Source organism: Pseudoalteromonas sp. B62, assembly GCF_037162565.1.
Classification (GTDB): Bacteria; Pseudomonadota; Gammaproteobacteria; order Enterobacterales; family Alteromonadaceae; genus Pseudoalteromonas; species Pseudoalteromonas fuliginea.
This window is the reverse complement of record NZ_JARLVB010000001.1, coordinates 735,105-761,086: the sequence shown is the minus strand read 5'-3', so window position 1 is coordinate 761,086 and position 25,982 is coordinate 735,105. Positions and strand designations below refer to the sequence as shown.

Annotated in this window: 24 protein-coding genes and 1 pseudogene; 17 read left to right on the top strand and 8 right to left on the bottom strand. The window is 38.8% G+C overall.

Annotated features, from left to right (window positions below):
* Positions 1 to 10 precede the first annotated feature (10 nt).
* From P4S71_RS03295 to P4S71_RS03275, 5 genes and pseudogenes are all read left to right on the top strand, one after another.
* On the top strand, positions 11 to 1,324 hold the full coding sequence (locus P4S71_RS03295; protein ID WP_337150070.1) for an ATP-binding protein: 1,314 nt from the start codon (positions 11 to 13) through the stop codon (positions 1,322 to 1,324).
* The gene (locus P4S71_RS03290) at positions 1,317 to 1,670 is read left to right on the top strand and encodes a cupredoxin domain-containing protein (RefSeq protein ID WP_337150069.1); all 354 of its coding nucleotides are present in this window, start codon (positions 1,317 to 1,319) and stop codon (positions 1,668 to 1,670) included. The genes P4S71_RS03295 and P4S71_RS03290 overlap by 8 nt, the downstream gene beginning before the upstream one ends.
* Entirely contained in the window at positions 1,657 to 2,397 is a 741-nt protein-coding gene (locus tag P4S71_RS03285) for an iron transporter (protein ID WP_337150068.1), read from the top strand. Before P4S71_RS03290 ends, P4S71_RS03285 begins: the two co-directional genes overlap by 14 nt.
* A pseudogene (locus P4S71_RS03280) lies at positions 2,394 to 3,097 on the top strand (hypothetical protein). Before P4S71_RS03285 ends, P4S71_RS03280 begins: the two are co-directional and overlap by 4 nt.
* A 240-nt stretch (positions 3,098 to 3,337) precedes the next feature.
* Complete coding sequence (locus P4S71_RS03275) at positions 3,338 to 3,547, top strand: cold-shock protein (RefSeq protein ID WP_002959120.1); 210 nt, start codon at positions 3,338 to 3,340, stop codon at positions 3,545 to 3,547.
* A gap of 239 nt (positions 3,548 to 3,786) precedes the next feature.
* Here the strand turns inward: P4S71_RS03275 and P4S71_RS03270 are convergent, their stop codons facing one another.
* From P4S71_RS03270 to udk, 3 genes are all read right to left on the bottom strand, one after another.
* Positions 3,787 to 4,542 carry a substrate-binding periplasmic protein gene (locus P4S71_RS03270; RefSeq protein WP_337150067.1) on the bottom strand — a complete coding sequence of 252 codons (756 nt, stop codon included), beginning with the start codon at positions 4,540 to 4,542 and terminating at the stop codon, positions 3,787 to 3,789.
* A 380-nt stretch (positions 4,543 to 4,922) separates the two neighbouring features.
* Positions 4,923 to 6,149, bottom strand: a complete 1,227-nt coding sequence (locus tag P4S71_RS03265; protein WP_337150066.1) for a NupC/NupG family nucleoside CNT transporter — start codon at positions 6,147 to 6,149, stop codon at positions 4,923 to 4,925.
* A gap of 17 nt (positions 6,150 to 6,166) precedes the next feature.
* The gene (udk, locus tag P4S71_RS03260) at positions 6,167 to 6,799 is read right to left on the bottom strand and encodes a uridine kinase (protein WP_007376640.1); all 633 of its coding nucleotides are present in this window, start codon (positions 6,797 to 6,799) and stop codon (positions 6,167 to 6,169) included.
* A 192-nt stretch (positions 6,800 to 6,991) separates the two neighbouring features.
* On the opposite strand from udk, the gene P4S71_RS03255 reads away from it, so the two are divergent.
* The 5 genes from P4S71_RS03255 to P4S71_RS03235 all read left to right on the top strand — a co-directional run bounded on the left by P4S71_RS03255 (position 6,992) and on the right by P4S71_RS03235 (position 11,219).
* Positions 6,992 to 8,224: a phosphopentomutase gene (locus P4S71_RS03255; RefSeq protein ID WP_033028666.1), complete on the top strand. Its 1,233-nt coding sequence runs from the start codon at positions 6,992 to 6,994 to the stop codon at positions 8,222 to 8,224.
* A complete protein-coding gene (gene deoD / locus P4S71_RS03250; RefSeq protein WP_024596283.1) occupies positions 8,224 to 8,928 on the top strand; it encodes a purine-nucleoside phosphorylase in 705 nt (234 codons plus the stop codon). Before P4S71_RS03255 ends, deoD begins: the two co-directional genes overlap by 1 nt.
* A 374-nt stretch (positions 8,929 to 9,302) precedes the next feature.
* Positions 9,303 to 10,046, top strand: coding sequence for a ferredoxin--NADP reductase (locus tag P4S71_RS03245; protein WP_096794212.1), 744 nt, complete (start codon positions 9,303 to 9,305; stop codon positions 10,044 to 10,046).
* A gap of 81 nt (positions 10,047 to 10,127) precedes the next feature.
* Positions 10,128 to 10,889: a nuclear transport factor 2 family protein gene (locus P4S71_RS03240; protein ID WP_096794213.1), complete on the top strand. Its 762-nt coding sequence runs from the start codon at positions 10,128 to 10,130 to the stop codon at positions 10,887 to 10,889.
* A 9-nt stretch (positions 10,890 to 10,898) separates the two neighbouring features.
* Complete coding sequence (locus tag P4S71_RS03235) at positions 10,899 to 11,219, top strand: hypothetical protein (protein WP_007379036.1); 321 nt, start codon at positions 10,899 to 10,901, stop codon at positions 11,217 to 11,219.
* 20 nt (positions 11,220 to 11,239) lie between these two features.
* Here P4S71_RS03235 and P4S71_RS03230 read toward each other — a convergent pair whose 3' ends face one another.
* Positions 11,240 to 12,094 carry a tetratricopeptide repeat protein gene (locus tag P4S71_RS03230; RefSeq protein ID WP_007379037.1) on the bottom strand — a complete coding sequence of 285 codons (855 nt, stop codon included), beginning with the start codon at positions 12,092 to 12,094 and terminating at the stop codon, positions 11,240 to 11,242.
* Between the two features lie 709 nt (positions 12,095 to 12,803).
* Between P4S71_RS03230 and katG the strand changes: the two genes are divergently transcribed.
* Positions 12,804 to 14,984, top strand: coding sequence for a catalase/peroxidase HPI (katG, locus tag P4S71_RS03225; protein ID WP_337150065.1), 2,181 nt, complete (start codon positions 12,804 to 12,806; stop codon positions 14,982 to 14,984).
* 908 nt (positions 14,985 to 15,892) lie between these two features.
* Here katG and P4S71_RS03220 read toward each other — a convergent pair.
* The 4 genes from P4S71_RS03220 to P4S71_RS03205 all read right to left on the bottom strand — a co-directional run bounded on the left by P4S71_RS03220 (position 15,893) and on the right by P4S71_RS03205 (position 19,195).
* Positions 15,893 to 17,491, bottom strand: coding sequence for an ABC-F family ATPase (locus P4S71_RS03220; RefSeq protein ID WP_081824564.1), 1,599 nt, complete (start codon positions 17,489 to 17,491; stop codon positions 15,893 to 15,895).
* A 184-nt stretch (positions 17,492 to 17,675) separates the two neighbouring features.
* A complete protein-coding gene (locus P4S71_RS03215; protein ID WP_337121103.1) occupies positions 17,676 to 17,810 on the bottom strand; it encodes a hypothetical protein in 135 nt (44 codons plus the stop codon).
* 13 nt (positions 17,811 to 17,823) lie between these two features.
* Positions 17,824 to 18,411: a substrate-binding periplasmic protein gene (locus P4S71_RS03210; RefSeq protein ID WP_337150064.1), complete on the bottom strand. Its 588-nt coding sequence runs from the start codon at positions 18,409 to 18,411 to the stop codon at positions 17,824 to 17,826.
* A gap of 46 nt (positions 18,412 to 18,457) precedes the next feature.
* Positions 18,458 to 19,195 carry a substrate-binding periplasmic protein gene (locus tag P4S71_RS03205; protein WP_337150063.1) on the bottom strand — a complete coding sequence of 246 codons (738 nt, stop codon included), beginning with the start codon at positions 19,193 to 19,195 and terminating at the stop codon, positions 18,458 to 18,460.
* A gap of 229 nt (positions 19,196 to 19,424) precedes the next feature.
* Here P4S71_RS03205 and P4S71_RS03200 point away from each other — a divergent pair, with 229 nt between their 5' ends.
* The 6 genes from P4S71_RS03200 to P4S71_RS03175 all read left to right on the top strand — a co-directional run bounded on the left by P4S71_RS03200 (position 19,425) and on the right by P4S71_RS03175 (position 25,974).
* The gene (locus P4S71_RS03200; protein WP_337150062.1) at positions 19,425 to 20,669 is read left to right on the top strand and encodes a UPF0149 family protein; all 1,245 of its coding nucleotides are present in this window, start codon (positions 19,425 to 19,427) and stop codon (positions 20,667 to 20,669) included.
* A 207-nt stretch (positions 20,670 to 20,876) separates the two neighbouring features.
* Positions 20,877 to 21,473: a class I SAM-dependent methyltransferase gene (locus P4S71_RS03195; RefSeq protein ID WP_337150061.1), complete on the top strand. Its 597-nt coding sequence runs from the start codon at positions 20,877 to 20,879 to the stop codon at positions 21,471 to 21,473.
* Positions 21,470 to 22,567, top strand: coding sequence for an HNH endonuclease (locus P4S71_RS03190; RefSeq protein ID WP_337150060.1), 1,098 nt, complete (start codon positions 21,470 to 21,472; stop codon positions 22,565 to 22,567). The genes P4S71_RS03195 and P4S71_RS03190 overlap by 4 nt, the downstream gene beginning before the upstream one ends.
* A gap of 1,709 nt (positions 22,568 to 24,276) precedes the next feature.
* The gene (locus tag P4S71_RS03185; protein WP_337121108.1) at positions 24,277 to 24,699 is read left to right on the top strand and encodes a hypothetical protein; all 423 of its coding nucleotides are present in this window, start codon (positions 24,277 to 24,279) and stop codon (positions 24,697 to 24,699) included.
* Positions 24,700 to 24,752: 53 nt separating this feature from the next.
* Positions 24,753 to 25,535 carry an ABC-three component system protein gene (locus P4S71_RS03180; protein WP_442961644.1) on the top strand — a complete coding sequence of 261 codons (783 nt, stop codon included), beginning with the start codon at positions 24,753 to 24,755 and terminating at the stop codon, positions 25,533 to 25,535.
* The gene (locus tag P4S71_RS03175; RefSeq protein WP_337121109.1) at positions 25,528 to 25,974 is read left to right on the top strand and encodes an ABC-three component system middle component 1; all 447 of its coding nucleotides are present in this window, start codon (positions 25,528 to 25,530) and stop codon (positions 25,972 to 25,974) included. Before P4S71_RS03180 ends, P4S71_RS03175 begins: the two co-directional genes overlap by 8 nt.
* Positions 25,975 to 25,982 lie beyond the last annotated feature (8 nt).

The window sequence follows — 25,982 nt, the reverse complement described above, 5'->3', positions numbered from 1 at the left end:
GAGGTTGAAAATGTCTATTCGTAAACGTCTGACCTTAATTTTACTGTCTATGATGGTGCTTACGTGCTTTTTGGCATTAGTAAAAGGCTATCAAAAAAGTATGCATCATGGTGAAAACTTGCTTGATGATGAGCTTAAAATAGTTGCAGGGGTTTTAATTGAACAGCCATTAGCAATAACCACAAGTGCAGTGCAAGTAAGTAATAACAGCGCTCAATTGTTGTATCAAATTTGGCAAAATAATAATTTACTTAGTGGCTCATCGAGTTTAACGAATAACCAAATTAGTTTTAGCGAGGGCTTTCAAACGGCCAATGTAGCAGGGCAGCGTATGCGAGTATTTGTGATGAGTAAAAATACCCGTAAAGTCATCGTTGCTGAACCTATGGCAAAGCGGTTTGAATTAGCTGAAGCCGTTATTTTATCTGCAATGTTACCTATGCTTTGGGCAGTCCCTCTGCTTGCTATTTTTATTAGCTTTTTTGTTAAATACGCATTAGCCCCTCTTACCCGATTATCTAAGCAGTTAGCGTCTCGCCAAGCTAACGATTTTACGCCAATTAACTGGCAAGTAACCGACGAGGAAATTAAACCGGTTATTAATCGTTTAAACGACTTATTTAAACGCGTAGAAACGGCCTACTTACGGGAGCGCTTTTTTGCCTCAGATGCAGCTCACGAATTACGTACTCCACTTAGTAGTTTAAAAATTAATGTACATAATTTGGCTAATAAACAAAGTAATCTGCAAGACCATCAAGAATTACAAGCTATGTCGCAGGGCATTAATCGCTTAAGTAATATTGTTGAGCAAATGCTAATTTTAGGACGCACTCAGCCTGAACAATGGCAGAGGCAATTTAGCGAACAAGCATTGCTAACGATTACTCAGCAAGTCGTATCGGAGCAATACGACAAAATAGATGAAAAAAACCAAACAATTAGTCTTGAAGGCGATGATTTTATTATTAATGGTGATGAGTTTACATTAACCACGCTTATCGCTAACTTACTTAGCAATGCCATAAAATACACACCCAATAATGGTCAAATTATAATTAAATTAGCATCAAGTAATAACGGCTTTAGTTGGCAAATTGATGATTCTGGTGCGGGCATGACTGAAGAGCAAAAAGAGCGAATATTCAATCGCTTTTATCGCGTAGGTGGCGATCAGCATCCATCAGGCGAGCAAGGTGCCGGTTTAGGTATGGCGATTGTTCAACACATAATTGCTATTTATGGCGCAACTATTCATTTAGCGAATAGTCATTTAGGCGGACTAACTGTTAAGGTTACTTTTACAGGAGTAAAAAGTGACTAAACGTTTATTTAATCGGTGCCTTTGTTGTTTGCTATTTTTGTCGTTTAACGTGGCGAGTAAAGAGTACCTTATTATTTTAAAAGATCACTTGTTCTACCCTTCACAAATTACCATTCCCGCGAATAAAAAAGTAAAACTATTGATAGAAAACCAAGATAGCACACCAGAAGAGTTTGATAGCTTTGATCTAAACAGAGAAAAAGTACTCTACCCAAACCGTAAAAGCATTATTTATATAGGGCCGCTTAGTAAAGGGCATTACGAATTTTTTGGTGAGTTCTCGCCCAATACAGCAAGGGGCGTTGTTATAGTTAGCGATGAAGGGGCGCAGCATGCTAATAACTAGTTTAGTCATGAGCCTTAATCAATTACTACCAGTGGCTATTTTATTAGTACTACTACAAGTAGTTAAAAAGCAAAGCGCTTTTAAAATAGGGTCTGCTTTATTAATTGGCGCGCTTATGTCGTTTTTGTACATGCAAAGTGCGTCGTGGGTGAGTCAGTGGTTTGAACACCAAGGGTTAGAGTACTCACAAATAGGGCTCTGTATTACTATATTTATTGCTGTATTAGTATTTGCAATAAAGCAAAAATTAGCGGCTTTTTATATTGCGGTTATAAGCACAATAACAATGTATTTAAGCCACTATATTATTTACCTCACCAGCTTTTGGCAAAGTAATGATGCAGGGCAAAGCTTATTTATTGGGACTTTATTAGGTGTTGGAATTTGTTTAAGTTTTAGCGTATTGCTGTACTTTTTAATGAATGCAATTAAGCACCGTTTTGGTATGTATCCGCTTTTTACTTTGCTTGCTTTTAACAGCGCGGCTAAGTTATTAGTTGCGCTGGATTTGGCAGGCCAAATAGACTTAATTACCAACACCGCAACCGTGTGGGATTTACGCGATGTATTAAGCGAAAACTCTGAGCTCGGGCGCGTACTGCGTGCTCTTGTTGGTTACGAGGCTACCCCTGATCTAATGAGTGTACTTATATATAGTACAGGTAGCGTGATATTTTTATCACTTTGTTATGTTATTTCAGCTTCAATAACTAAGGAACGTGTATGAAAGCACTCAACCTATATTTAGCGGTTTTTTGTTTGTTGGTACTTTCAATCCCAGCAAAGGCCGATGGTATTGTTGTTGATAAGGTATATCACCCCTATGTTTTACCTTTTGAGCGAGAGTTTGAATGGCGGTTGGTGTCGCACCAAACAGATAGTGGCAACATATTAGCGCAGCGTTTGGGTGGTGGCGGTGCTATTAACGATACAATGGCACTCGAAGGCTATTTAGTTGGTGAGCGAGACGATAACGGCGACTTTGGTTTAGAAGCTTATGAGCTTGAACTACGCTGGCAATTGATTGAGCAAGGTAAATTATGGGCCGATTGGGGGGCATTATTTGAGTTTGAAAAAAAACATAATGAAGACGTATATGAAGCAACTACGGGTTTTGTGATCGAAAAAGAGTTTGGCAAAACAAGCTTAACTATGAATGCCTTTTTAGTGTACGAGTGGGGGCAAGACATTAAAAATGAATGGGAAAGTGAGTTTAGAGCACAATATCGCTATCGATATCGCTCTGCTTTTCAGCCTTCTCTTGAAGTTTACGTAGGTGAAGACTTTGTGGGTATAGGGCCAGGTTTTATAGGTTTACAGCGTTTTGATGGACAAAAACAGTTAAAATGGGAAGCGGGTTTTATCACTGAGATAAGCCAATCAAAAAAAATCATAGCTTTAGGCTCGCATTAGAGTTTGAATTTTAATAACGAATAAAAGCGACTTTGGTTGTTTATTACTCTGATTATAGATAGGTACTTGACATGTTTTAAAAAATCTATATAGTGGGCTGCAGCTAGAAAGAAAGCATGTAAGCTATAAATCTCCATTTCGATGTTGTATAAGTAATACTTGTAGTACCGTCCTGAAGTTTTTAAAGTACCATCTCATTTTTTGCTACACCCGCTCTTATGAGCATATTTTTTATTTTATATCAGGATATTACAATGTCTAACATCGTATCAGGTACAGTTAAGTGGTTCAACGAGTCTAAAGGTTTTGGTTTCATCGAGCAAGAAAATGGCCCAGACGTTTTCGCACATTTCTCAGCAATCAAAAGCGAAGGTTTCAAAACTTTAGCTGAAGGCCAACGTGTAGAGTTTACTCTTTCACAAGGTCAAAAAGGTCCACAAGCTGATAACATCACAGCTGTATAATTTTACTTTTTAAGTAAAATGAAAAAAGCGCTTAAGGCGCTTTTTTTGTGTCTAAATTTTGATGAAAGTTACCTGCGTTTATTAGATTAGATCAACTCCACTTATTTACTCACTATACCAACCTGTATAAATCTTTGAGCAATTTAACGAATTAAACTGCATTATAACGTCGTTAAATTTTTATTTAGAGCAACTAGATACAAAAATTTTTGCCTAGTTCTAGCGTAATTTTCTTAACGTTAAATAGATCCCATATAGAAATTAATTACCCTGAATTCCATAAGGTAACGCACTTGTTTTTCCATTTCAGTGAACGCCTTCTGAAGTGCATTAACAACATTAACGTCTGTTTTTTTATTCGCTGCTAAGTAAGCACCTACAGTGAGTTCGTTTATTCTATATACAAACTTTAAATGGTTGGGTTCAAGTTTTAAATAATCACTTAGCTGTTGCATATAAAGTGGATCGTCTACAACTAAGTCTACTTTTTTAGCGAGCAATAAATCATATGACTTTTGAATGTCGCTAGTGAATACTGCTTCAAAACCTAGTTTTAAAAGAGTCTGTGTAGAGAAGTCATTGCGTTGCATCGCTATTTTGTAGTTTTTAGCTTGCTCGGTACCTTCAATAACTATATCAGTACGCTCTGAAAGAGCTATAAACCCCAAATCAAATCGTCCCACTTGTGCAATCCAATAAAATTGTTCTTCTCGCTCTGGTGTTCTTGCTAGGCTGTAAATAAAAACGTTGCTTTGCTCGGTTGCTAACTTATAAGCACGCGCCCACGGATACATTTGTATATTAGGTGTTAGCTTAGCCTCTGCAAATATATCTCGAATTAATTGAGTGCCTTCTCCTGTTACTTCACCATCAACCAATACCTGATTCGGTGGTGCTAATTCTGTAACAACAAGCAGTGTTTCTGTTGCTTGAATATGCACAGAGTAAATAAAAAAAGAAAATAAATAATATATTTCACAATAGCGAATCGTCATTCAGTTAAATATAGTGATATAAGTGTGGCTTAAAATATTGAAAATACAAAAAATTAATCATAAAAATTAGTGACTAAGATATTGGTTTATTTAAATTTGAGTGTAAATATAAATTGCGTGCTGAGTTATGTTTTCACGTTGTAGCAATCAGCCTAGGAGGCTGTGTAACGACGTTCTAAAATGATTTAACCCGCATGATTTTTATGCCAATTGAACTTGGTATGAAGTATTAAGGGATTGATAACTTGAAATATAAAGTACTAAAACGATAAAAGGGCCTTGCGGCCCTTGGTGAAGTATCGTTCAAGTTAGATAGTACTTTAACCCCTTAAAGCAGCTATCTTCTTGTTTTGCAACACCGGTTTCATCTCAATAAGTTTCTAAGCTAGCGAGAGGAAAAACCCAGCAATTGCTGCGCTCATTAGGTTAGCCATAGATCCTGCTAACACTGCTCTGAGCCCTAAGCGCGCGATATCCTTTCGCCGACTAGGCGCCATACCGCCTAATCCACCTAGTAAAATGGCTATCGATGATAAGTTAGCAAACCCACATAAAGCAAAAGTAACAATTGCTTGTGTGTGCGCGCTTAACGTATCGCGATAATTTATAAAGTCTAAGTAAGCAACAAACTCGTTCACTACTATCTTTTGACCAATAAAGCTGCCGGCTATAATTGCTTCATCCCATGGCACACCTAGTAACCATGCAACAGGAGCAAATACATAACCTAATATTTCTTGAAGCGTTAATGTTGGGTAATCAAACCACCCGCCAATACCGCCTAATAAACCGTTTAACAGTGCAATTAGCGCTACAAAAGCAAGTAACATTGCACCTACATTAAGTGCTAAATGCATGCCGTTTGCCGCACCTGATGCAGCTGCATCAATTACATTTACTGGCTTATCTTCATCATCTAAATCTAAATCAGCTAAGTTATCTTTAGGCGTTTCAGTTTCTGGCACAATCATCTTGGCCATTAAAAAACCACCTGGAGCTGCCATAAAGCTCGCTGCTATTAAATACTTAAGCTCAATACCAATAATAACGTAACCGGCCATTACAGAGCCTGCTACCGTGGCTAAGCCACCTACCATAACTGCAAACAATTCCGATTTAGTCATCGTTGCAATAAACGGTTTAACAATAAGAGGGGCTTCAGTTTGGCCAACAAAAATATTCGCCGTTGCTGAAAGTGATTCAGTACGTGAGGTTTTCAATAATTTTTGTAAACCACCGCCTAATATCTTAATAATCCAATCCATAATGCCAAGGTGATATAGCACAGCAACTAATGCTGAGAAAAACACGATAACGGGCAAAACTTGAATTGCAAAAATAAAACCTAATGTATCTTGTGAGGCAAGTGGACCAAATAAAAATCCAATACCATCATTCGCATAACCAATTACCGATGAAACGGCCGTTGACATGCTCGTTAATACATTTTTTCCTGCTTCAAAAAACAGAACAAAACCGCCAATAACAATTTGCATCGCAAATGCTATGCCAACGGTTCTTAAATTAATTGCCTTGCGATTAGTTGACGCAGCAAAGGCAATGCTTAGCAGCACGCACATGCCAACTAAGCTCATAAATGTTGTCATACAAATGTTTCCCGTTGTTATTCTTGTAGTAAATATTTTATCTTACTTTTAATTATATCAATCGCAACACGGTTCATACCGCCTCGAGTCACAACTAAATCGGCGTTATGTTTCGAAGGCTCAATAAATTGATAAAACATCGGTCTAACAGTTGCTTGATATTGCTCAACAACAGATTGTAAAGTTCTGCCTCGTTGTTCCATATCACGCTGCATACGGCGCATTAAGCAAATATCTAAAGGTGTATCTATAAACACCTTAATATCAAATTCTTTATTAAGCGCTTTGTCACTCAATAATAAAATACCTTCAACAATGAGTATTTTTGCAGCAGGCACTCGGCGAGTTTTTTCGCTGCGTGTATGCTGTGCATAGTCATAGGTTGGTACTTCAACTGAGTTACCACAACGAAGTTGCGTTAAATGCTCAAGCATCAACGCATGTTCAAATGCATCAGGATGGTCGTAGTTCGTTTGCGTACGATGAGCCATCGGCAAATGCGACTGATCCTTGTAATAAGCATCTTCTTCAATAATGGCGATAGCGCCTGGTTCAAGCTCGTTAACCAATTCATTGTATATAGTTTGGCTAAAAAGAGATTTGCCCGACGCAGACGCGCCTGCAATAGCTATAATAGTAGTTCGTGTCACTAAAGTTCTCACCCACACAGAAGGATATATTGTTGGTAGATCACAATAGCAAAAAAGACACGATTAATCTCTTTTGCTTCGCTCAAGAATGCAAATTTATAATGTTTAGGTTTTATGAAACAGGACTTTTGTCCTGTACGGAAAATTCAAAGAGCGGATAAAGTAACCACCTAGAAACAAAGTGAGGTCAAAATGGCAAAAGCAATTATCTTAATGGCAGATAGCCTAGGAATCGGTGCAGCACCAGATGCAGATAAATTTGGTGATCTTGGCGCTAACACATTTGCTCACTTACTAAAAGCATATTACGACGAAACTGGCAGTGCACTGTCGCTTCCTAATTTATCTAAATTAGGATTAATAGACGCATGTGAAGCTGCAGGTGGAGAAACCTGTTTAATATCTGATCGCCAAACACCACAAGGTGCATGGGGTTACGCTAAAGAACTTTCTAGCGGAAAAGATACACCATCAGGTCATTGGGAAATGGCAGGCGTACCTGTGTTGTTTGATTGGGGATATTTTCCAAAAACACAGCCGAGTTTTCCACAAGAGTTTATTGACGAGTTTATAGCTCGCACAGGTATTCCTGGTATTTTAGGCAACTGCCATGCATCGGGAACGACCATTTTAGAACAGCTAGGTGAAGAACACGTAAAAACAGGTAAACCAATCTGTTACACCTCAGCTGATAGCGTGTTTCAAATAGCCGCGCATGAAAAATCATTCGGCCTAGAGAAGCTTTATCAAGTTTGCGAAATCGCACGGGCGCTACTTGATGAAATGAATATAGGACGAGTGATTGCGCGGCCATTTTTGGGTTCAAATAGTCAAGATTTTGCTCGAACGGGTAATCGTCGCGACTATTCAGTGCTTCCGCCAGCACCCACATTGCTAGACGTGTTAGCAAAAGACGGCGGCGAAGTAATTAGTATTGGTAAAATTTCAGATATTTACGCGCATCAGGGCATAACCCAAAAGCATAAAGCACCTGGGCTTATGAACTTGCTAGAAAAAACCAGCGAAGTAATGAAAAGCGCGCCAGATCGCAGCTTAATTTTTACTAACCTAGTTGATTTTGATGAAAAATTTGGTCATCGCCGTAACCCAGTAGGTTACGCAAAAGCATTAAAAGAGTTTGATGACTATTTACCAACTATACTAAATCAGTTAGACGCAGATGACATATTAATGATCACTGCAGATCACGGTTGTGACCCGACCTTTCCAGGTTCTGAGCATACTCGAGAATACGTACCTGTTATTGCATATAAACCAGGTATGATTAATACACCGTTAGGTGAACGCAACAGTTTTGCAGATATAGGCCAAACCCTAGCACAGTGGTTTAGTTTACCTGCACTTGATTACGGCGACAGCTTTTTAAATGAGCTAACAATGCCAAATAAAAAGGAAAACAATTAATGAGTACTCCGCATATCAGTGCAAACGTTGGTGATTTCGCCGAAACAGTATTAATGCCAGGCGATCCGCTACGTGCGCAATATATTGCTGAAAACTTTTTAGATGATGCAGTACAAGTTACAGGCGTTCGTAACATGTACGGTTTCACTGGTACTTACAAAGGTAAGCCAGTAAGCATCATGGGTTCAGGTATGGGCATTCCATCAATGTCTATTTATGCTCGTGAGCTAATTGTAAGCTTTGGCGTTAAAAATATTATACGTATTGGTACGTGTGGCGGTATTGGCACAGATATCAAAATCCGTGACGTAATTTTTGCACAAGGTGCAAGCACAGATTCTAACGTAAATCGTGCACGTGTACGTGGCTACGATTTTGCTGCTATTGCTAACTTTGATTTACTTTTAAACGGCGTAAACGCTGCAAAAGAGCTAGGAATTGAAGCAAAAGTAGGTAACGTATTTACAACCGACACTTTCTATCAAGCAGACGACTCGTTCTATAAAGATTTAGACAAGTTAGGCATGCTAGCAGTAGATATGGAAACGGCGGGTTTATATGGCGTTGCAGCTGAATACGGCGCAAACGCAATGGCATTATTTACAGTAAGCGACCACGTAATTACTGGTGAAGCAACACCTGCTGATGAGCGTCAAAGCACGTTTAACGAAATGGTTAAAATTGCATTAGAGTCAATAGCTTAAATAATACATAACAGTTCCTTGGTAACGTATTCACTAAGTTTTGGAGACACGCCCAAAGTGAAGTGAGACTAACCTCCAAAGCCGCATCTAATGCGGCTTTTTTTATGCGCGTCTACAAGGTAAATTTGGCTTGGTGCTGTAGATGTAGAGCTTGCTCACGTTAGAAGCGCAGCTTCTCATTACTTAACATACTCAAGCTATCATTCTAAAAGCGCTGCTTTTAAACGCCAGCAAGCTGCACGTCTACAAGGTGCATATTGTTTTGTATAAAAATCATCAGCGCTTTGTATAACTATTACCTAGTTAATGCTAGTGTTTAAAGCACATACATTTTTATAATTTACTGGATTAACCGCTAAATTGTGGAGTCAAATATGTCTAATTGGGTTGATGCAACTGTAAAAAAAGTAACATGGTGGAACGAAACGCTTTTTAGCTTAACGGTTAATGCCGATGTAGAGCCATTTAAAGCAGGGCAGTTTACTAAGCTTTCAATAATTGAGGATGATAAACGCATAGCGCGTGCATATTCATACGTTAATTCACCCGATAGCTCAGCTCTAGAGTTTTATCTTATCAACGTAGCTGATGGGCTTTTATCACCGCGCTTAGCAAAACTACAGCCAGGCGACAACATATTAATTGAGCGCCGTGCAACAGGTTTTTTTACGCTTGACGAAATTCCACAAAGTGAGCAGTTGTGGATGTTAGGCACTGGCACAGCCATCGGGCCATTTTTATCAATATTGCAACAACCTGAGGTATGGCAAAAGTATCAGCATATAAACTTAGTGCATGGCGTACGTTTTAATAGTGATTTAAGTTACCAGCCGCTTATAAATGAGCTTTTAAAAGCTTACCCAGCACAACTTAATTATATACCTGTTGTGAGCCGAGAAGAGCCGTTAGAGGGCTTACATGGGCGTATTACTGATGCAATTCAAAGTAGTCGCCTATTTGATAAAGTAAAGTTAGATCCAGCACCAAATAATGCCCAATTTATGATTTGTGGCAATCCACAAATGGTAAAAGACACAACCGAACTTCTTATAGGGAAAAGCTTTAAGCGTAACAGGCGCAGAGAGCCTGGACATATAACAGTCGAACAGTACTGGTAAGTGGCTGAATGACTACCCGCAAACTCTAAAATTTGTTATGTTGCACCACATTACGCGTTTAGTGTTCATATTAGGAAAGTTATGAAACCGTTATCCATTATTTTAGCTTCATTAATCACCACAGTTGCATTGATTAGTTATGCCTCAGATCAACAACCTAAAGTAACCGAGCCAAAACTCAAAAGTGCAGAGCAAGTTGTTACAAATAAAGGTGACTCAGTCTCAAAAAATACCAACACAGATAACTTTGCAACTGAAATAGAAACTAACGATAAAATTAATACTCTTGAATACAAAGCGCCCGAACTTAAAAAACCGGTAATCGACACCGCTAAAACAGATGATTCAAAAGTATTCGGTAACGAAGCACCACAGCCAGTAGAAAAGCCAAAAAATAAAGTAGAGAAAGCAGTGGCTGTTGCCGAGGCTGAAAAAGCAGTTACGCAAGCTAAAGAGGCTCTTACTACTAAGCAGCAAACTAAGGCAAAGCAGTCACGTGAGTCACTTGCCGTGGTTGAGCAATTGGTCAACGCTTACAACGCACGTAACATTGAAGAGTTTATTCGCGTGTACTCTGAAGATGTAGAGTTTTATATTTTCCCAAATGAGCTATTATTTAAAGGTAAAGAAAAACTAATCGCACGTTATGGGCTAATGTTTAAAAAGCTCAAATGTATTCACTCATCGCCAATTAAGCGCATAGTGCACGGTGACATAGTAATAGATCATGAGTTATCAGAAACATGCTCCACTGATAAAAACGTTGTAGATAAACGTTCAGAGCTAATTTCGAGCTATCAAATTAAAGACGGCAAAATAATACGCGTCTTATTTTTCCGTTAAAGGACTGTTATGCAAATAAGTGACGAAAGAAAAATTCGCTTAATGTACCGAGTTGAGCCAGGCTGCTTAGGGCCTGATGGTGCTAACCATATAGAAGATTTTTGCCGTTTTGCTAACAAGCATATTAAATCGCCTTATTACGGCTTGTTTGTCTTTTTACCTCGTTACGATAAACAAAAAGATGAGCGTCAATACAGTGTAAATAGCCGTAACTTATCGCAAGTACAAGCTAAGGCGTACTTAAATCATTTTGATATTGATATAGATAATTTTGAAGAGCAGCTCGACGAGCTGCTCGCTAAAGCAATAGATTTATATTTTAAACGTTAAAATGCACTGCATGCAGCATACTATAAATTTAATTGTATTCCAGACGCTTCACCAGCCACAATTGTATTAAAGCTCTCGTTATCGTGTAAGCTTGCAAATGCACTTTCGTGTAATAGTTCATTACGTAAATTAGGCGAGTAATCTAGTGCCATTTTAATATCGGCTAGGGCATCTGCATGCTCATGTATTAGGGCAAAAGCACAGGCTCTTTGCCAGTATGCGTAGCCATAATCACTATCTATATCAATGGCTTGATTGCATAGTTCAATTGCTTGCGCTGTTTCGTTAATTTCCAGTAGTGCGTCAGCTTTATAAGCTATTGCTTCTACATCTTCTGGTTTACGTTTTAAAATTTCATCAAATATTTCAATTTTATTTGCAAAATCACTTTCTAAATTGGCGCGCATCCATAGCGAATGAACCTCGTTGGTAACCGATATACGTTCTTGGTTACTGAGTATTTCTTCAGAGCGTACACGCAGTTTTTCTTCAAGAATTTTTAATCTGTCTTCGTATTCATCCGTAATTACACTTACGCGTGTATTTACAATATCTTCTACTTTATTTTTAACATCACGTAGCGAGTTCCAACCCACTAAAACCAAAATAGATGCCGTGGCAGTAATAATAAAAAACACATTATTAATGGTATCGGTTGTGTATGTGAGCGCACGATCAGCGGTATCTAGTTGGGCGTGGGTAACTTGTTTAGTTACATCTTCACGTAGCTTTTGTTGATCTTGTCGTACTGCTTTTAGTTCATCTAAAACGTAGCGTTCTAAAAGTGGTTTATACATAGGCTCCTTTAGTTGGCTAAGGGCATGTTGTTGTTCTTGCGCAGTGAGCACTTCTGGCCTTTGTTCTGCTGCGTTCACAGTAGCCAAAAAAATGTAAAACAAACAAAAAGTAAGGATATGTAATAACGCATTGGTATGCCTAGTTAAATTAATTACGAGTGTAACTTTAACACGCACAGCTAAAAGGCACAAAGCTAGTGAAGCCAAAAATTTTACAAAAAAAAGCCAGTTCAAGGTGAACTGGCCAAAACTGCTAAAACAACAAAAGTTGCAGGGAAATACAGGAGATAAATTGCATACTAACTGAATTTAGCTGAACAATTACTTAACTCAATTCAGTTAGTTAAAATAAGAAGATACACAAGGTATCTGGTTTATAAAGTAAAGGTGTATTGGGCTTAAGTAATACACCTTTATCGTTATAACTATAATTTCATGGTGAAGGGGATATTCCAATGTGCGCTTAAGTAAATCAAAGCCACTTTTGAGCCCTTCACTTATCAATACGCCGAAATTTTTCAGTGCGATCACAGGTCTTCTAAAAAAGTTAAGATAAATATTTTAATCTCGTATTTTAAATACAGTTAGAAAGTGCAGTAAAAAGTATGCACAACTAACTATCCATCAAAATTATAAATGACAGCAATCGTTTTAAACAGCCGTTCGGTGCTGGTATAGCATAATTTATAAGCCTATATTAAATACACATAAGTATTTAGGCCGGTGTACTAAGTTATAAACCAACTAAATAAAATAACCGTTACTTTTGTACTATAAGGATTTCAGAATGAGCAACCCTAAAGTAGGCCGGTGTCCGGTCATGCATGGTAGTAATACTAAAACGTCTAATCCAAATACCGATTGGTGGCCAAACGCCCTTAACTTAGACATACTTCATCAACATGATACAAAAACGACTCCATATGACAGCGATTTCAACTACGCTGAAGCATTTAAAACGCTAGATTTAGAAGCCTTAAAAACCGATTTAAAACACTTAATGACACAAAGCCAGCAGTGGTGGCCAGCCGATTGGGGCCATTACGGTGGTTTAATGATTCGCATGGCATGGCACTCAGCAGGATCATACAGACTAGCTGACGGGCGTGGTGGTGGCGGTACAGCTAATCAGCGTTTTGCTCCACTAAATTCATGGCCTGATAATGGCAATCTCGATAAAGCACGTCGTTTATTATGGCCAATTAAGAAAAAATACGGCAATAAACTTTCATGGGCCGACTTAATTATTTTAGCGGGCAACATGGCATACGAATCAATGGGTTTAAAAACCTTTGGATTTGCAGGCGGGCGCGAAGATATTTGGCATCCTGAAAAAGACGTATATTGGGGAGCTGAAAAAGAATGGCTCGCACCAAGCGACGGACGCTACGCCAATGTAGACAAGCCAGATACAATGGAAAACCCGTTAGCCGCAGTACAAATGGGCTTAATTTATGTTAACCCAGAAGGTGTTAATGGTGTACCCGATCCACTTAAAACCGCAGCACAAGTTCGCGAAACGTTTGCGCGTATGGCAATGGATGATGAAGAAACAGCAGCACTTACCGTAGGTGGGCATACCGTAGGTAAAACGCATGGTAACGGTAAAGCCGAAAACCTAGGGCCAGAGCCAGAGGCTGCTGATGTACACGAGCAAGGTCTTGGTTGGAACAACACCACAACACGTGGTATTGGTCGCGATACAGTAACTTCTGGTATTGAAGGGGCATGGACTACCCACCCAACTAAATGGGATAACGACTACTGTAAACTACTGTTAAGCTACGAATGGGAATTAACAAAAAGCCCAGCTGGCGCTCATCAGTGGGAGCCGGTTAATATTAAAGAAGAAGACAAGCCAGTTGATGTAGAAGATCCATCAATTCGTTTAAACCCAATAATGACTGATGCCGATATGGCCATGAAAATGGATCCCGCGTATCGTAAAATTATTGAGCGTTTTTATAACGATTTTGATTACTTCTCAGATGTGTTTGCTCGTGCTTGGTTTAAATTAACTCACCGCGATTTAGGTCCTAAATCACGTTATTTAGGTGCCGATGTGCCAAGCGAGGATCTTATTTGGCAAGACCCAGTACCTACCGTTGACTACACACTCACAAACGCCGAAATTAGTGATTTAAAAGCAACATTACTTAGTTGCGGCGTTAGCGCTGCTGATTTAATTAGCACGGCATGGGACAGTGCTCGTACTTATCGTGGTTCTGATCACCGTGGTGGCGCAAATGGCGCACGTATTCGTCTTGCACCACAAAAAGATTGGCAAGGTAACGAACCAACACGTTTAGCAAATGTACTAGCTGCACTTGAAAAAGTACAAGCAGGTTTAAACAAGCAAGTTAGCATCGCCGACTTAATTGTTTTAGGCGGAATAGCCGCAGTAGAACAAGCAGCTAAAAGCGCTGGTGTTGATGTAACCGTACCGTTCGCGCCAGGACGAGGGGACGCAACAGACGAAATGACCGATGCCGAATCGTTTGATGTGCTTGAACCCATTCATGACGGCTTTAGAAACTGGCTGAAAAAAGACTATGTAGTATCCGCGGAAGAGCTTTTACTAGAGCGTAGCCAGTTGATGGGTTTAAGTGCACCAGAAATGTCAGTATTACTTGGTGGCATGCGCGTGTTAGGCACTAACCACAATGGCAGTCAGCATGGCGTATTTACAAGTAATGTCGGCACCTTAAGTAATGACTTTTTTGTAAACTTAACGGATATGGCGTACCGCTGGGAGCCTACTGAAAAAGGGTTGTACAATCTTGTAGAGCGTACAAGCGGCGTAACTAAATGGACTGCAACACGTGTTGATTTAGTATTTGGCTCAAACTCGGTTTTACGTGCACTTGCTGAGTTCTATGCGCAAGACGACAACAAAGAACGCTTTGTTCACGACTTCGTAAATGCATGGGTAAAAGTAATGAATACCGACAGGTTTGATATTAAATAATCTGTGCGATGAACATAAAAAAGGGGAGTAATTAATTACTCCCCCTTTTTTATTTATAACGCAGTGGCAAACATATATTTGTAGACGTCGAACTTGCTCACGCGAGAAGCAAGAACTTCTAATCATTGAATCACACAACTTAAAAACTATGTTTTACACGCCAGCAAGCTGCGCGTCTACAGAGTTTATACCCAAGTTTCAGAACATGATTTGTAGACGTAGAGCTTGCTCACGTGAGAAGCAAGGCTTCTCATTACTTAATACCCTAAAAACTACGTTTTTACACGGCAGCAAGCTGCGCGTCTACAGGGTTTATACCCAGGTTTCAGAATATGTTTTGTAGACGTTGAGCTTGCTCACGTTAGAAGCAAAGCTTCTAATTACTTAATATCCTAAAAACTACGTTTTTATACGCCAGCAAGCTGTGCGTCTACAGGGTTTATACCCAAGTTTCAGAATATGACTTGTAGACGTTGAGCTTGCTCACGTTAGAAGCAAAGCTTCTCATTACTTAATACCCTAAAAACTACGTTTTTACACGCCAGCAAGCTGTGCGTCTACAGGGGTTATACCCAGGTTTCAGAATATGATTTGTAGATGTAGAGCTTGCTCACGTTAGAAGCAAGGCTTCTCATTGCTTAATACCCTAAAAACTGCGTTTTTACACGCCAGCAAGCTGTGTGTCTACAGGGTTTATACCCAAGTTTCAGAATATGTTTTGTAGACGTTGAGCTTGCTCACGTGAGAAGCAAGGCTTCTAATTACTTAATACCCTAAAAACTACGTTTTTACACGCCAGCAAGCTGTGCGTCTACAGGGGTTATGCAAAAATGCCTAAATTCACTATTTACCACCCATAAAAAAACGGCGCTAAATTTAGCACCGTTTTTAAAAGTAATGAGAAAAATTTACGCTTTTTTCTCTTCACAACTTGAAAGGTATTCGTCAAACGTACCCTGGAAGTCGATTACTTTTTTATCTTTAATATCAATGATACGCGTCGCTAATGACGATACAAACTCACGGTCATGGCTTACAAAAATTAGCGTGCCTTCAAAGTCTTTAAGCGCATTGTTAAGCGCTTCAATGGCTTCCATATCCATGTGGTTAGTCGGTTCGTCCATTACCAGTACGTTAACGTCTTGCATCATTAACTTACCGAATAACAAACGGTTTTTTTCACCACCCGAACAGTTGCGCGCTTTTTTATTTGAATCGTCAGCTGTAAACAACAAACGACCCAGCATGCCGCGTACCATTAAATCGTTATGATTAACTGTGCGCCACTGCGACATCCAATCAAACAAGGTTAAATCGTTATCAAAATCTTTAGTGCTGTCTTGCGGGCAATAACCAAAGGTCGCATTTTCAGACCATTTAATTTCGCCCTCTAAACTTTTAAGCTCGTTAACTAAACAACGTAAAAAAGTAGTTTTACCTACCCCGTTTTCGCCAATAACAGCAAGCTTAGCGCCAGCTTCTAGTAGTAGGTCGCCGCCAGTGAATAACTTTTCGCCATCAAAACCATGGCCAAGCTTGTTAACTTCAAGCGCTTGGCGATACATTTTTTTACCTTCGTCAAACGAAAGCGATGGACTCATACGACTCGACGATTTAACTTCATCAAGTTTAATTTTATCCATTTTTTTAGCGCGTGAACTTGCTTGTTTTGCTTTTGAAGCATTAGCACCAAAACGGTTAACAAAGTCTTGTAGCTCGTCAATTTCAGCGCTCTTTTTAGCATTTTCAGCTAAAAGTTGCTCGCGCTGCAGCCCTGCCGCTTCTAAAAACTTCTCGTAGTTACCAGGGTAAATACGCAGCTCGCCATAATCTATATCGGCCATATGTGTACATACAGAGTTTAAAAAGTGACGGTCATGCGAAATAATAATCATCGTACATTTACGCTTGTTAAGCTCGTTGGCAAGCCACGTAATTGTATGAATATCCAAGTTATTGGTAGGCTCATCGAGTAGCAGTATGTCTGGGTTTGCAAATAACGCTTGTGCTAAAAGCACGCGTAATTTCCAACCTGGAGCAACGTTTGCCATTAATCCATAATGAAATTCTTTATCGATACCCGCTTCTAGCAAAATTTCTTCAGCGCGGCTTTCTGCCGTGTAACCGTCCATTTCAGCAAATACGCTTTCAAGTTCAGCTACTTTCATACCATCGTCTTCGCTCATTTCTGGCAAAGAGTAAATACGTTCGCGTTCTTGCTTTACTTTCCAAAGCTCAACGTCACCCATAATTACAGCGTCTACAACGCTATACTCTTCAAAGGCAAACTGGTCTTGGCTTAGGTTACCTACTTTTAACCCTGGAGTAATAGATACATTACCCGCGCTTGGCACAAGCGCCCCGCTTAAAATCTTCATGAAAGTCGACTTGCCGCAACCGTTAGCGCCAATTAAACCGTAACGGTTGCCGTTACCAAATTTAGCTGAAATGTTTTCAAACAACGGCTCTGCGCCAAACTGCATCGTAATATTTGCGGTGGAGATCAAAAAAGGTAATCCTAGATAAGTACTGACAGGAGTACGCTGCAGCAACACGCCACAAACAAGAACCAGACAATAGGGTAAATTAGCTGGCGAATTATACAGATCAGCCAAGAGGAAGGGAAGATAAAAGGCGCTTTAAATTAAAGCAAAAACAGATAGCGATAAGTGATTTTACAGCTCAAAACAGTTAATAAGTTTGGTAAATACGTTCTGTGGCCTTTTTATTTTTTTGAATTAATTGATTAATAACCGATAGTTCATCAAGCGTAACCGTTTTTTTACTCAGCATTAAATGCACAGGGGCTTTATTAAAAAATGCCATATTAGTAACCGGTTCAATATTTAATGATTGTTTTAAAAAACAGCCCCGACAAAGCGTCTTCAATCACAAAATCTACCCGCTGTTTATCAAGCATTTCAAAGCGCTTATCGGCGGTCGAAATAAGCACAACTTGCTTAGGATATGCTGTTTTAAGTTGCTCGAACTGCTCGCCATAATAACTACCTCGATTAACGGCAATACTAAAGCCTTGGCTAAATAGTTGTTCAATTGAACTTAAATTAGGGGAAAGCGTATTTTTATAAAGCAGCATAACCTCGTCACGGTAGCTTTGGCTAAAATACGCAAATTTGCTTCGTTTTTTAGTTTTAGTTGCCGCAAACATAATATCTATACGGCCTTGCTTTAACTCTTCTTGTGCGCGTAAAGAGCTAGGTAATACGCTAAATTTCAAGCAAAAAGGGGAGCCTTTAAACAACGTTTTTATAACGTTAATTTCAATACCCGACAACACCCCGTTTTTTAGCTCAACATAAGGAGGCCAGTAATTTTCATTTGTGCCAACTTTAAAAGTTTTATTACATGCGTGCGCATTAAAGGTACTTAACAGTAATACAGCAAAAACGACTATTATAGTTTTCATTACACTCCAATTAATTGCGCTTGCGGTTATAGCTGGCAATTAAACATTACTCAAATAGCGCCTTAAGTGCCGTTTGATTGTTTTTTATGTGTTTATTTATTACTTCAAGCTCTTCAACCGACACCGTATCTTTGCTTAGCATTAAATGTATTGCGTCTTTATTTATAAATTTGATATTTTTAACCGGTGCTAAGTTTGAGCTTCGTTTAATAAAATAAGCACTCGCTAGCTCATCTTCAATTGCAAAATCAATACGTTGCTTATTAAGCATTGCGAAGCGCTTGCTCACTGCGCTGGTGTACTCAATTTGTTTTTTATACGTTGTTTTATATTGTTCAAATTCTTCACCGTAATAACTACCAAAGTTAGCGCCTACAGTAAGGCCTTGTTTAAAAATATCTTCTAAGCTATCAACATTGTGTTGGTTGTTTTTGTTTTCGTATAAACGCATTACCTCCGTACGGTAACTTTCACTAAAATGAACATATTTAGCACGATTATCGGTATAGCTAGCTGCCCAGCCTAAATCAATTCGGCCATGTTTAAGCTCAACAAAAGCGCGCTTTGAATTAGGCAGTAATTCAACCTTAAAACAAAAAGGTGAGCCGGCAAATATAATGTTAAGTGCATCTACCTCTGCGCCTTGTAATTCACCATTAATACCTAACACATATGGCGGCCAAAATGCATCGTGCGATGCAACACTTAAAGTTCTTTCGCAAGCAAACACAGTAGGCGACACGTTAAAAATTAAGCAAATAAATAGGGTTATTAGTTTATTCATTACGCCTCTAATACAATTAATTATTGTTTGTTTTTAATACAGTATAAACTAGCTTGAGCATTTTAGTGCTGGGGTTGTGTAAAAATGTAAATAGCTCACTAAGCAGAGAAAGGTAGCTGAGCGTTTAAGTTTAACAATTGCACTTATTTTATAAACTTAAGAAAAAATATTGTTGCTAACTTTATCAATCGGTACACTACAAATAAATTTATGAATAGTAGAGCAAGTTATGTCGCCAACCAAAATACGTAACGATGTTGTAAAACTCAGTGAATTGAGCACTAAAAAACCAGATTATTACTTTATTCAGGGTTATTTAATGGGGTTGGGTGTATTACCACAAATGCTTAACCCTAGTGAGTGGCAACCAGATCTATTTGGAGATCTTAATGTTCAAAATGCGACTGAACTAAAATACTTAGAAAGCTTAATGGCTCTGTATAACCAGTGCATGGAAAAAGCAATTCAAAACGAATTAAAAATGCCAGCCAAGTGTAGCCTATCTAAGCAAGACTACCGTGATTCACTAAAACCTAATATGCCCCTACCAAGTTACTGTAAAGGGGTTTTACAGGCGCTTAAACATATAAATAAGCGTATGCTTGATGCAGAGCAAAAACAGGCCCTTAATAACCTGAACAGCGTTTTAAAAGCATTTTCTAGTGAAAAAGCAGCAGCAAAAGAATTTGGTGAATTTGCCCAATATAACGCCCAAGAATATAAACGTAATTATGTTTATTTTATGGCCGACGCTATTTTTGAACTTCGATTTAGTAACGACCTAACTTTAAGTGACGAAGATGAGGCTGTATTTAACAACAGCTTTTTAGACGAAGAACCAAATGAGTTAGATGAGCTTGATGAATTACTTGGACTTGTACTCGCCGATACAGAGCTAAAAGCACTTGAGCCAATGCAAATGTTGCTAGAAATCATGGAAGGTGGGCTTATAACTAAGCAATTTATTAAAGACAATGCTGGGCATTTTTGGGGACTACAAGAAACTCGCCCCTATATGATGCTTCGCGCGCATCGAGCAAAAATACACGCACTGCATGGTTATACCGTAAAAGCACAATCAGAACTCGAAGAGTTACTAAAGCTAAACCCAAACGATAATCAAGCAAACCGCTTTTTATTAATGAACTGCCTAATTATAAATAAAGAGTGGGAGAAGTTAGAGGCTTTATTAGCCGACTTTGACTTTCAAGAACTACACGCAACAGCAAGCCGTGCGCTAAGTGCTTTTGTAATGCATGGCGATTCAAAACCCGCAAACGATTACAAAAAAATGCTCCAGCAGCAAAATAAACACTTTACCAAAATACTCACCGGCCAAGAAAAACTAAAAGAACAACAGCCACCATATTACAGCCCAGGCAGTAAAGAAGAGGTGGGTGTTTACCTTGAGTCGTTAGGTAAACAGGCATGGATTTCGGTTCCCGCGAGTCTTTTTTGGCTAAGAAAAAAGTAATAACTAAACGCGTAAAAAGTGCTAAGCGTGATTTATGTCGCGCTTAGTACTCACATCAGCGCTTAATAATAACAGCGTATTAATTTAAAAATTTCTACTTATTAAACCTGTATTTAATGCACTTGTTCCTGTAGATTGAACAAATAATGAATGCAGTATTAACAGTGCCTTAGCTGTTAAACGATTAGCCAAGGAGCGGTGAGTCTCGTGTCAAACGCCACACTTACTTATTACAACCAAAATGCCAAAGCCTTTAGCGACTCAACACTAAACGTTGATATGTCGGCGCTTTATGCTGAGTTTTTACCGCACGTTGCACAGCATGGGAGTATTTTAGACGCCGGTTGTGGCAGTGCGCGCGATGCCGCATTTTTTAAAGCACAGGGTTTTACCGTGAGTGCGTTTGATGCAAGCCAAGAGCTGGCAGAGTTGGCAAGCAGTTACTTACAACAACCTGTAGCGGTTAAAACATTTCAAGAGCTTAAATGTATAAATAAATACGATGGTATTTGGTGTTGCGCGAGTTTATTGCACGTTCCAAAAGCTGAGTTACCGCAGGTGTTTTTAAACCTACAAAATGCGCTTAAACCCAATGGTGTTTTGTATGTATCGTTTAAATATGGCGAGTCAGAGCGTGTGCATAATGGCCGTGAATTTACCGATTTAAACGAAAATGCTTTAACGCATTTACTTAGCCATACGCAGTTAAAAGCTATTAAACAATGGCAAAGTGTTGACAAGCGACCAGAACGCGAAAGTGAAGTGTGGCTAAATGCGCTTATAAAAGTAGTGCACGTTTTATGAGTGGGTCAATACAGCAACTCGACTTTATTGCTTATATTCAGCGCTTATTAGTTGAAGGCGATTTTAGTGCTACTTATAAGTTTGCGCTTTTACATGCACTGGCTGATATTAGTATCGAAAAACATCATGCTGATCCACAAGCACAGTTACAAATAAAATTTGATGAATTAGTCGACAAATTTATTACCTTATATTGGCACCAAGCATCGCCATTTGGCGCAACTGGTAACAATACAGAGCAACTACTTTTACAAAATACCGACTCCAGTAAACAAGCCAAAATTATAACTACGCTTCATGATGCAAAATTAAATAATATAAATTCAATTAGCCAATTAAAAAAGAGCCAAGGTTGGAAAAATATACGCAGCTCAACATTAAAAACCATTAAAGAGGGCCCGCTATGGTTATTACAAAAATTAAATGGCAAAGAAGAGTGTTTTTTGTATCCCCATATAAAAGGCCAATCATACATCACGTTAAATGCAGGTATTGCTAGCTGCTTTAGGCGTTTTTACGACCTAGTTGTTTATTTAGCAAAAAACGCATGGCTGCAAAAAATTCAAAGTATAAAACACAACCAAGCGCTTATTGGCCCGCAAAGCCAACTACACGAATTTTTATTTGGCGTAGACCGTAACGCACTCACTAAAGCCAAACCTATTTTAGTAGAGTTGCAATCAAACACCTGTTTTTATTGCCAAAAGCTAATGAAAAACGCTATTGAGGTTGATCACTTTATACCGTTTTCCCGCTACGCAAATGATTTAGGTCATAACTTTGTGGCAGCGCACAGTGAATGCAATAAGAGCAAAAGCGATTTTTTAGCCGCCCAACTGTACCGCGAACGCTGGCAAGAACAAAATTTAGTGACTAATAGCCAGCATTTAACAAATGAACTTAGTGATTTCTTTAATTGTGATTCAGATAAGTCACTTGCAGTAAGTAATTGGGCATATCAGGTTGCACAGGTTAACAGTGCAAAGTTATGGATAAAAAAAGGTTATTTTGAAGAAGCGGCTAGTTTTAAATATAAGCAACCAAGTACAGGGCTGGATTTAGTAGCGGAAGAAAAGCCAAGGTATGACGTGTAATGAATAATTTGTAGTTCGTGCCGTAGGCGTGAGTTTATCTTGGGCTTTAACTTGTAGGCGCTGAGCTTGCTCGCGCGAAAAGCGAAGCTTTTAAATTTTGGTGTAATTAATGTGTAGGTGCGATTTTATCTCGCGCTCATAAATTGTTTTTTTGCGTGGGATTTAAGGGATTTAAGGGATTAAAAACCTCTATTCGAGGTTATATCGCGTTGGCGATGGCAACCAAAGGGCGGCATTTGAGAGATATTTTGACATTGTACGAGGTAATTCGTCCATGAAGCAGGGTTCCTGTCAGCATCCATGCTTCCACTTCCTCGTGCTGCGAAGCTTCGCTTCGGTCACTCGTCACCCACGGCGCACCCGAGGATCACACAGTGTCTTCAACTTACGTGAATGATGTGAACGTAACCAGCGTAGATAGGCCATCCATGGCCAAGCTACGCTTTGTACAGCATTGCCTAAAGGGATTTAGGTACTTGGAATTTGTCGGGAACAAAATTCCGCCATGCTGTAAATTACTAATCATTACGATCGTTTCAGGTGTGATCACGGGGAATAGGAGTGTGTTGGTAGATTGGTGTTTATAAATGCAGGCGGGAGTTTACATCGTGCTTTTGGGTTGTAGGCGCAGAGCTTGCTCGCGCGAAAAGCGAAGCTTTTAAATTTCGGTGTAATTAATGTGTAGGTGCGATTTTATATCGCGCTCATAAATTGGCGTATGAGTTTAGGGATTTTAAAACCTCTATTCGAGGTTATATCGCGTTGGCGATGGCAACCAAAGGGCGGCATTTGAGAGATATTTTGACATTGTACGAGGTAATTCGTCCATGAAGCAGGGTTCCTGTCAGCATCCATGCTTCCACTTCCTCGTGCTGCGAAGCTTCGCTTCGGTCACTCGTCACCCACGGCGCACCCGAGGATCACACTTTATCTTCAACTTACGTGAATGATGTGAACGTAACCAGCGTAGATAGGCCATCCATAGCCAAGCTACGCTTTGTACAGCATCCATGCTGTAAATTACTCATCATTAACTAAGTTTCAGGTGTGATCACGGGGAATTGGAGTGTATTGGTAGATTGGTGTTTATAAATTTAGGCGGGAGTTAATATCCGGCTTTTGACTTGTAGGCGCAGAGCTTGCTCGCGCGAAAAGCGAAGCTTTTAAATTTCGGTGTAATTAATGTGTAGGTGCGATTTTATATCGCGCTCATAAATTGGCGTATGAGTTTAGGGATTTTAAAACCTCTATTCGAAGTTATATCGCGTTGGCGATGGCAACCAAAGGGTAAATACCGCCGTCTACCTTATGGAATCCTACGGCGCACCCGAGGATCACACTGTGTCCTCAAGTTAAAAATTGATGTGAACGTAACTGCTTTGTATTCGCCATCTATGGCGAAGTCATGGCAACTTAAACGGCATAAAGGTGTTTCTGCTCTTGGAATTTGTCGGGAGCAAACCCCGTAATTATAGCCTTTTTTAAACACATAAGTATTTTCGGAGTGATAGCAGGGAATGGGTGTTTATTTCTTAATCACATGATTTTATTCAAATAATCTTTGATTAAAGCACGTAGGTATTATGAAGCAATATCCTAAAATCTTTATTGATATTAAATAAGAAATATTAGTCGCAGATACAATTATAATATTTTTAAAATTTAACAATTTAAAATTCTATTAATCTTAAGAGTAAAGGATGAATTAAGTGCAACCTCATGAGTTCTCATTCCCACATACAGCTAACCCAACTTGGAGTGGCTTTATATATCAAGGCCATGTTGCCCTTTACCACAGTATTTGCTGCCTAATTAATGAGTTAGAATTTGAACTTCAATTAGATAGTCTAGAAGATTTTTCTATTTATCAAAATGGCAAAGCTGGTTCTACACACCAAGTTAAAGCATTAGATAAGGATAAAAGAAACGATTATCTACCTGCATTAAGCAAGGCAGCTGCTACGCACATTGATTGTGATGAGCATACCAAACGCTATTTTCATGTGACTTCTAAGCTAGACGATTCTTCAGACTTTCAAGAAGATGATGGAAACGTAGTCGAATTTTACTCTTACGAGGGTAAAGATCAAAACCTAGCTTACTGTTATCTTCAAGATATTGAAAAAAAGTAAAAGAGAAGATCTCTGACTACTTAAGTTTACGCAACCTAGCTGCAACAGAATTTTTGATAGATTTTAAGTTTAATCTTCTTCACAGTAAAATTGCGTCCCAAGTTGTGTATATACATGCTTGTAACCAAGACCTATCAATCTTGGCCGCTGAAGTAGCTTATAAGGAAAGAATCTATAGTAAAGAACTTCAGAGCTTACTCCATGAAGAAGTTGCGCACTCAGAAGACATTGATTATCAAAGAGCAATAGCAAAAAAGGCTTTATATTTTCATTTTTATGACTACATAAATAGCACAAGCTTTAAAGGCGTAGATAAAGATATAAAATTAAAGCTTGTTAAAGTTTTGAAGCAAATAAAGACTCTTGATAACCTTGATTTCTCACAGCTATGGAAGTCTCTTTGCTTAGGTTCATCAGAAAAAAGTATCAATAATGAGCGAGTTTATGATTACGTGGACATTATCGCAGAAATCAAAAAATACCCTGTATTAGCAAACGTAATACCCTATTACAAATGTCAGAAAATGGACAAGTACCTACCAACATCTATAAGGGCAAATAAACGAGTAAGAGAAATAAAGTTTTCAGAAGATCTTGTATCTCAACTTAAGGAGGATGAAAACCTAATTGATATCTTAGTTGAATATGAGTGGTTGATTGCAGATTGTGCTAATCAATTTTCACCCGTTGAAAGGTTTTGTTCAGCAGGAGGAATTGAAAGAGAGAGCCTAGAAGAACAATTTTTAAGCACGAGAAATGATCGCAACAATGTTACTAAAGCTTTTGAAGCAAGAGTTATATCTTGTCAAGTTGCTGGAGAGAGATTAGATGATTAAAAAAATTATAGAAGAATTTGCTATCAACCATGGCTATAAAAGAGTAGATGGCACTGGTAACGATAATCAGCCGACCTATTTAATTCAAGCTTATGGAGACAAAAAGAGATTCTTAGCTCTATACGAAAGTAAAGTTCTTACTTCACCTCAGGAGCTTAATAGTATTGTAAATAGTGAGGCTCCTGAGGCATTCAAATCGGATCCTGCTTTTGAAAAGAATACCGATTTAATTGTCCTACATAATTTGGAACATCGTGCTGATTTCAAAAAAATTGAAGCCAAGGTATTTAGTATTGAAGAAAACCCATATTATTTTAAAAAATATTTTTTATACTTCAGTGATGCAGAGCTTTCGTTATTAGAAGGCCATGATATTAATAGCTTACTTAATGTTGTAACTGATGAAAAAGGTTTTCCGAATACAAAGAGAGCCCTTTAGAACCTACT

What these genes read in the sequence shown, in the direction of transcription:
- P4S71_RS03295 (WP_337150070.1), top strand. Translation starts at nt 11, where the DNA reads ATGTCTATTCGTAAACGTCTGACCTTAATTTTACTGTCTATGATGGTG.
- P4S71_RS03285 (WP_337150068.1), top strand. Translation starts at nt 1,657, where the DNA reads ATGCTAATAACTAGTTTAGTCATGAGCCTTAATCAATTACTACCAGTG.
- P4S71_RS03275 (WP_002959120.1), top strand. Translation starts at nt 3,338, where the DNA reads ATGTCTAACATCGTATCAGGTACAGTTAAGTGGTTCAACGAGTCTAAA.
- P4S71_RS03270 (WP_337150067.1), bottom strand. Translation starts at nt 4,542, where the DNA reads ATGACGATTCGCTATTGTGAAATATATTATTTATTTTCTTTTTTTATT.
- P4S71_RS03265 (WP_337150066.1), bottom strand. Translation starts at nt 6,149, where the DNA reads ATGACAACATTTATGAGCTTAGTTGGCATGTGCGTGCTGCTAAGCATT.
- P4S71_RS03255 (WP_033028666.1), top strand. Translation starts at nt 6,992, where the DNA reads ATGGCAAAAGCAATTATCTTAATGGCAGATAGCCTAGGAATCGGTGCA.
- deoD (WP_024596283.1), top strand. Translation starts at nt 8,224, where the DNA reads ATGAGTACTCCGCATATCAGTGCAAACGTTGGTGATTTCGCCGAAACA.
- P4S71_RS03245 (WP_096794212.1), top strand. Translation starts at nt 9,303, where the DNA reads ATGTCTAATTGGGTTGATGCAACTGTAAAAAAAGTAACATGGTGGAAC.
- P4S71_RS03240 (WP_096794213.1), top strand. Translation starts at nt 10,128, where the DNA reads ATGAAACCGTTATCCATTATTTTAGCTTCATTAATCACCACAGTTGCA.
- P4S71_RS03235 (WP_007379036.1), top strand. Translation starts at nt 10,899, where the DNA reads ATGCAAATAAGTGACGAAAGAAAAATTCGCTTAATGTACCGAGTTGAG.
- katG (WP_337150065.1), top strand. Translation starts at nt 12,804, where the DNA reads ATGAGCAACCCTAAAGTAGGCCGGTGTCCGGTCATGCATGGTAGTAAT.
- P4S71_RS03215 (WP_337121103.1), bottom strand. Translation starts at nt 17,810, where the DNA reads ATGGCATTTTTTAATAAAGCCCCTGTGCATTTAATGCTGAGTAAAAAA.
- P4S71_RS03210 (WP_337150064.1), bottom strand. Translation starts at nt 18,411, where the DNA reads ATGAAAACTATAATAGTCGTTTTTGCTGTATTACTGTTAAGTACCTTT.
- P4S71_RS03205 (WP_337150063.1), bottom strand. Translation starts at nt 19,195, where the DNA reads ATGAATAAACTAATAACCCTATTTATTTGCTTAATTTTTAACGTGTCG.
- P4S71_RS03200 (WP_337150062.1), top strand. Translation starts at nt 19,425, where the DNA reads ATGTCGCCAACCAAAATACGTAACGATGTTGTAAAACTCAGTGAATTG.
- P4S71_RS03190 (WP_337150060.1), top strand. Translation starts at nt 21,470, where the DNA reads ATGAGTGGGTCAATACAGCAACTCGACTTTATTGCTTATATTCAGCGC.
- P4S71_RS03175 (WP_337121109.1), top strand. Translation starts at nt 25,528, where the DNA reads ATGATTAAAAAAATTATAGAAGAATTTGCTATCAACCATGGCTATAAA.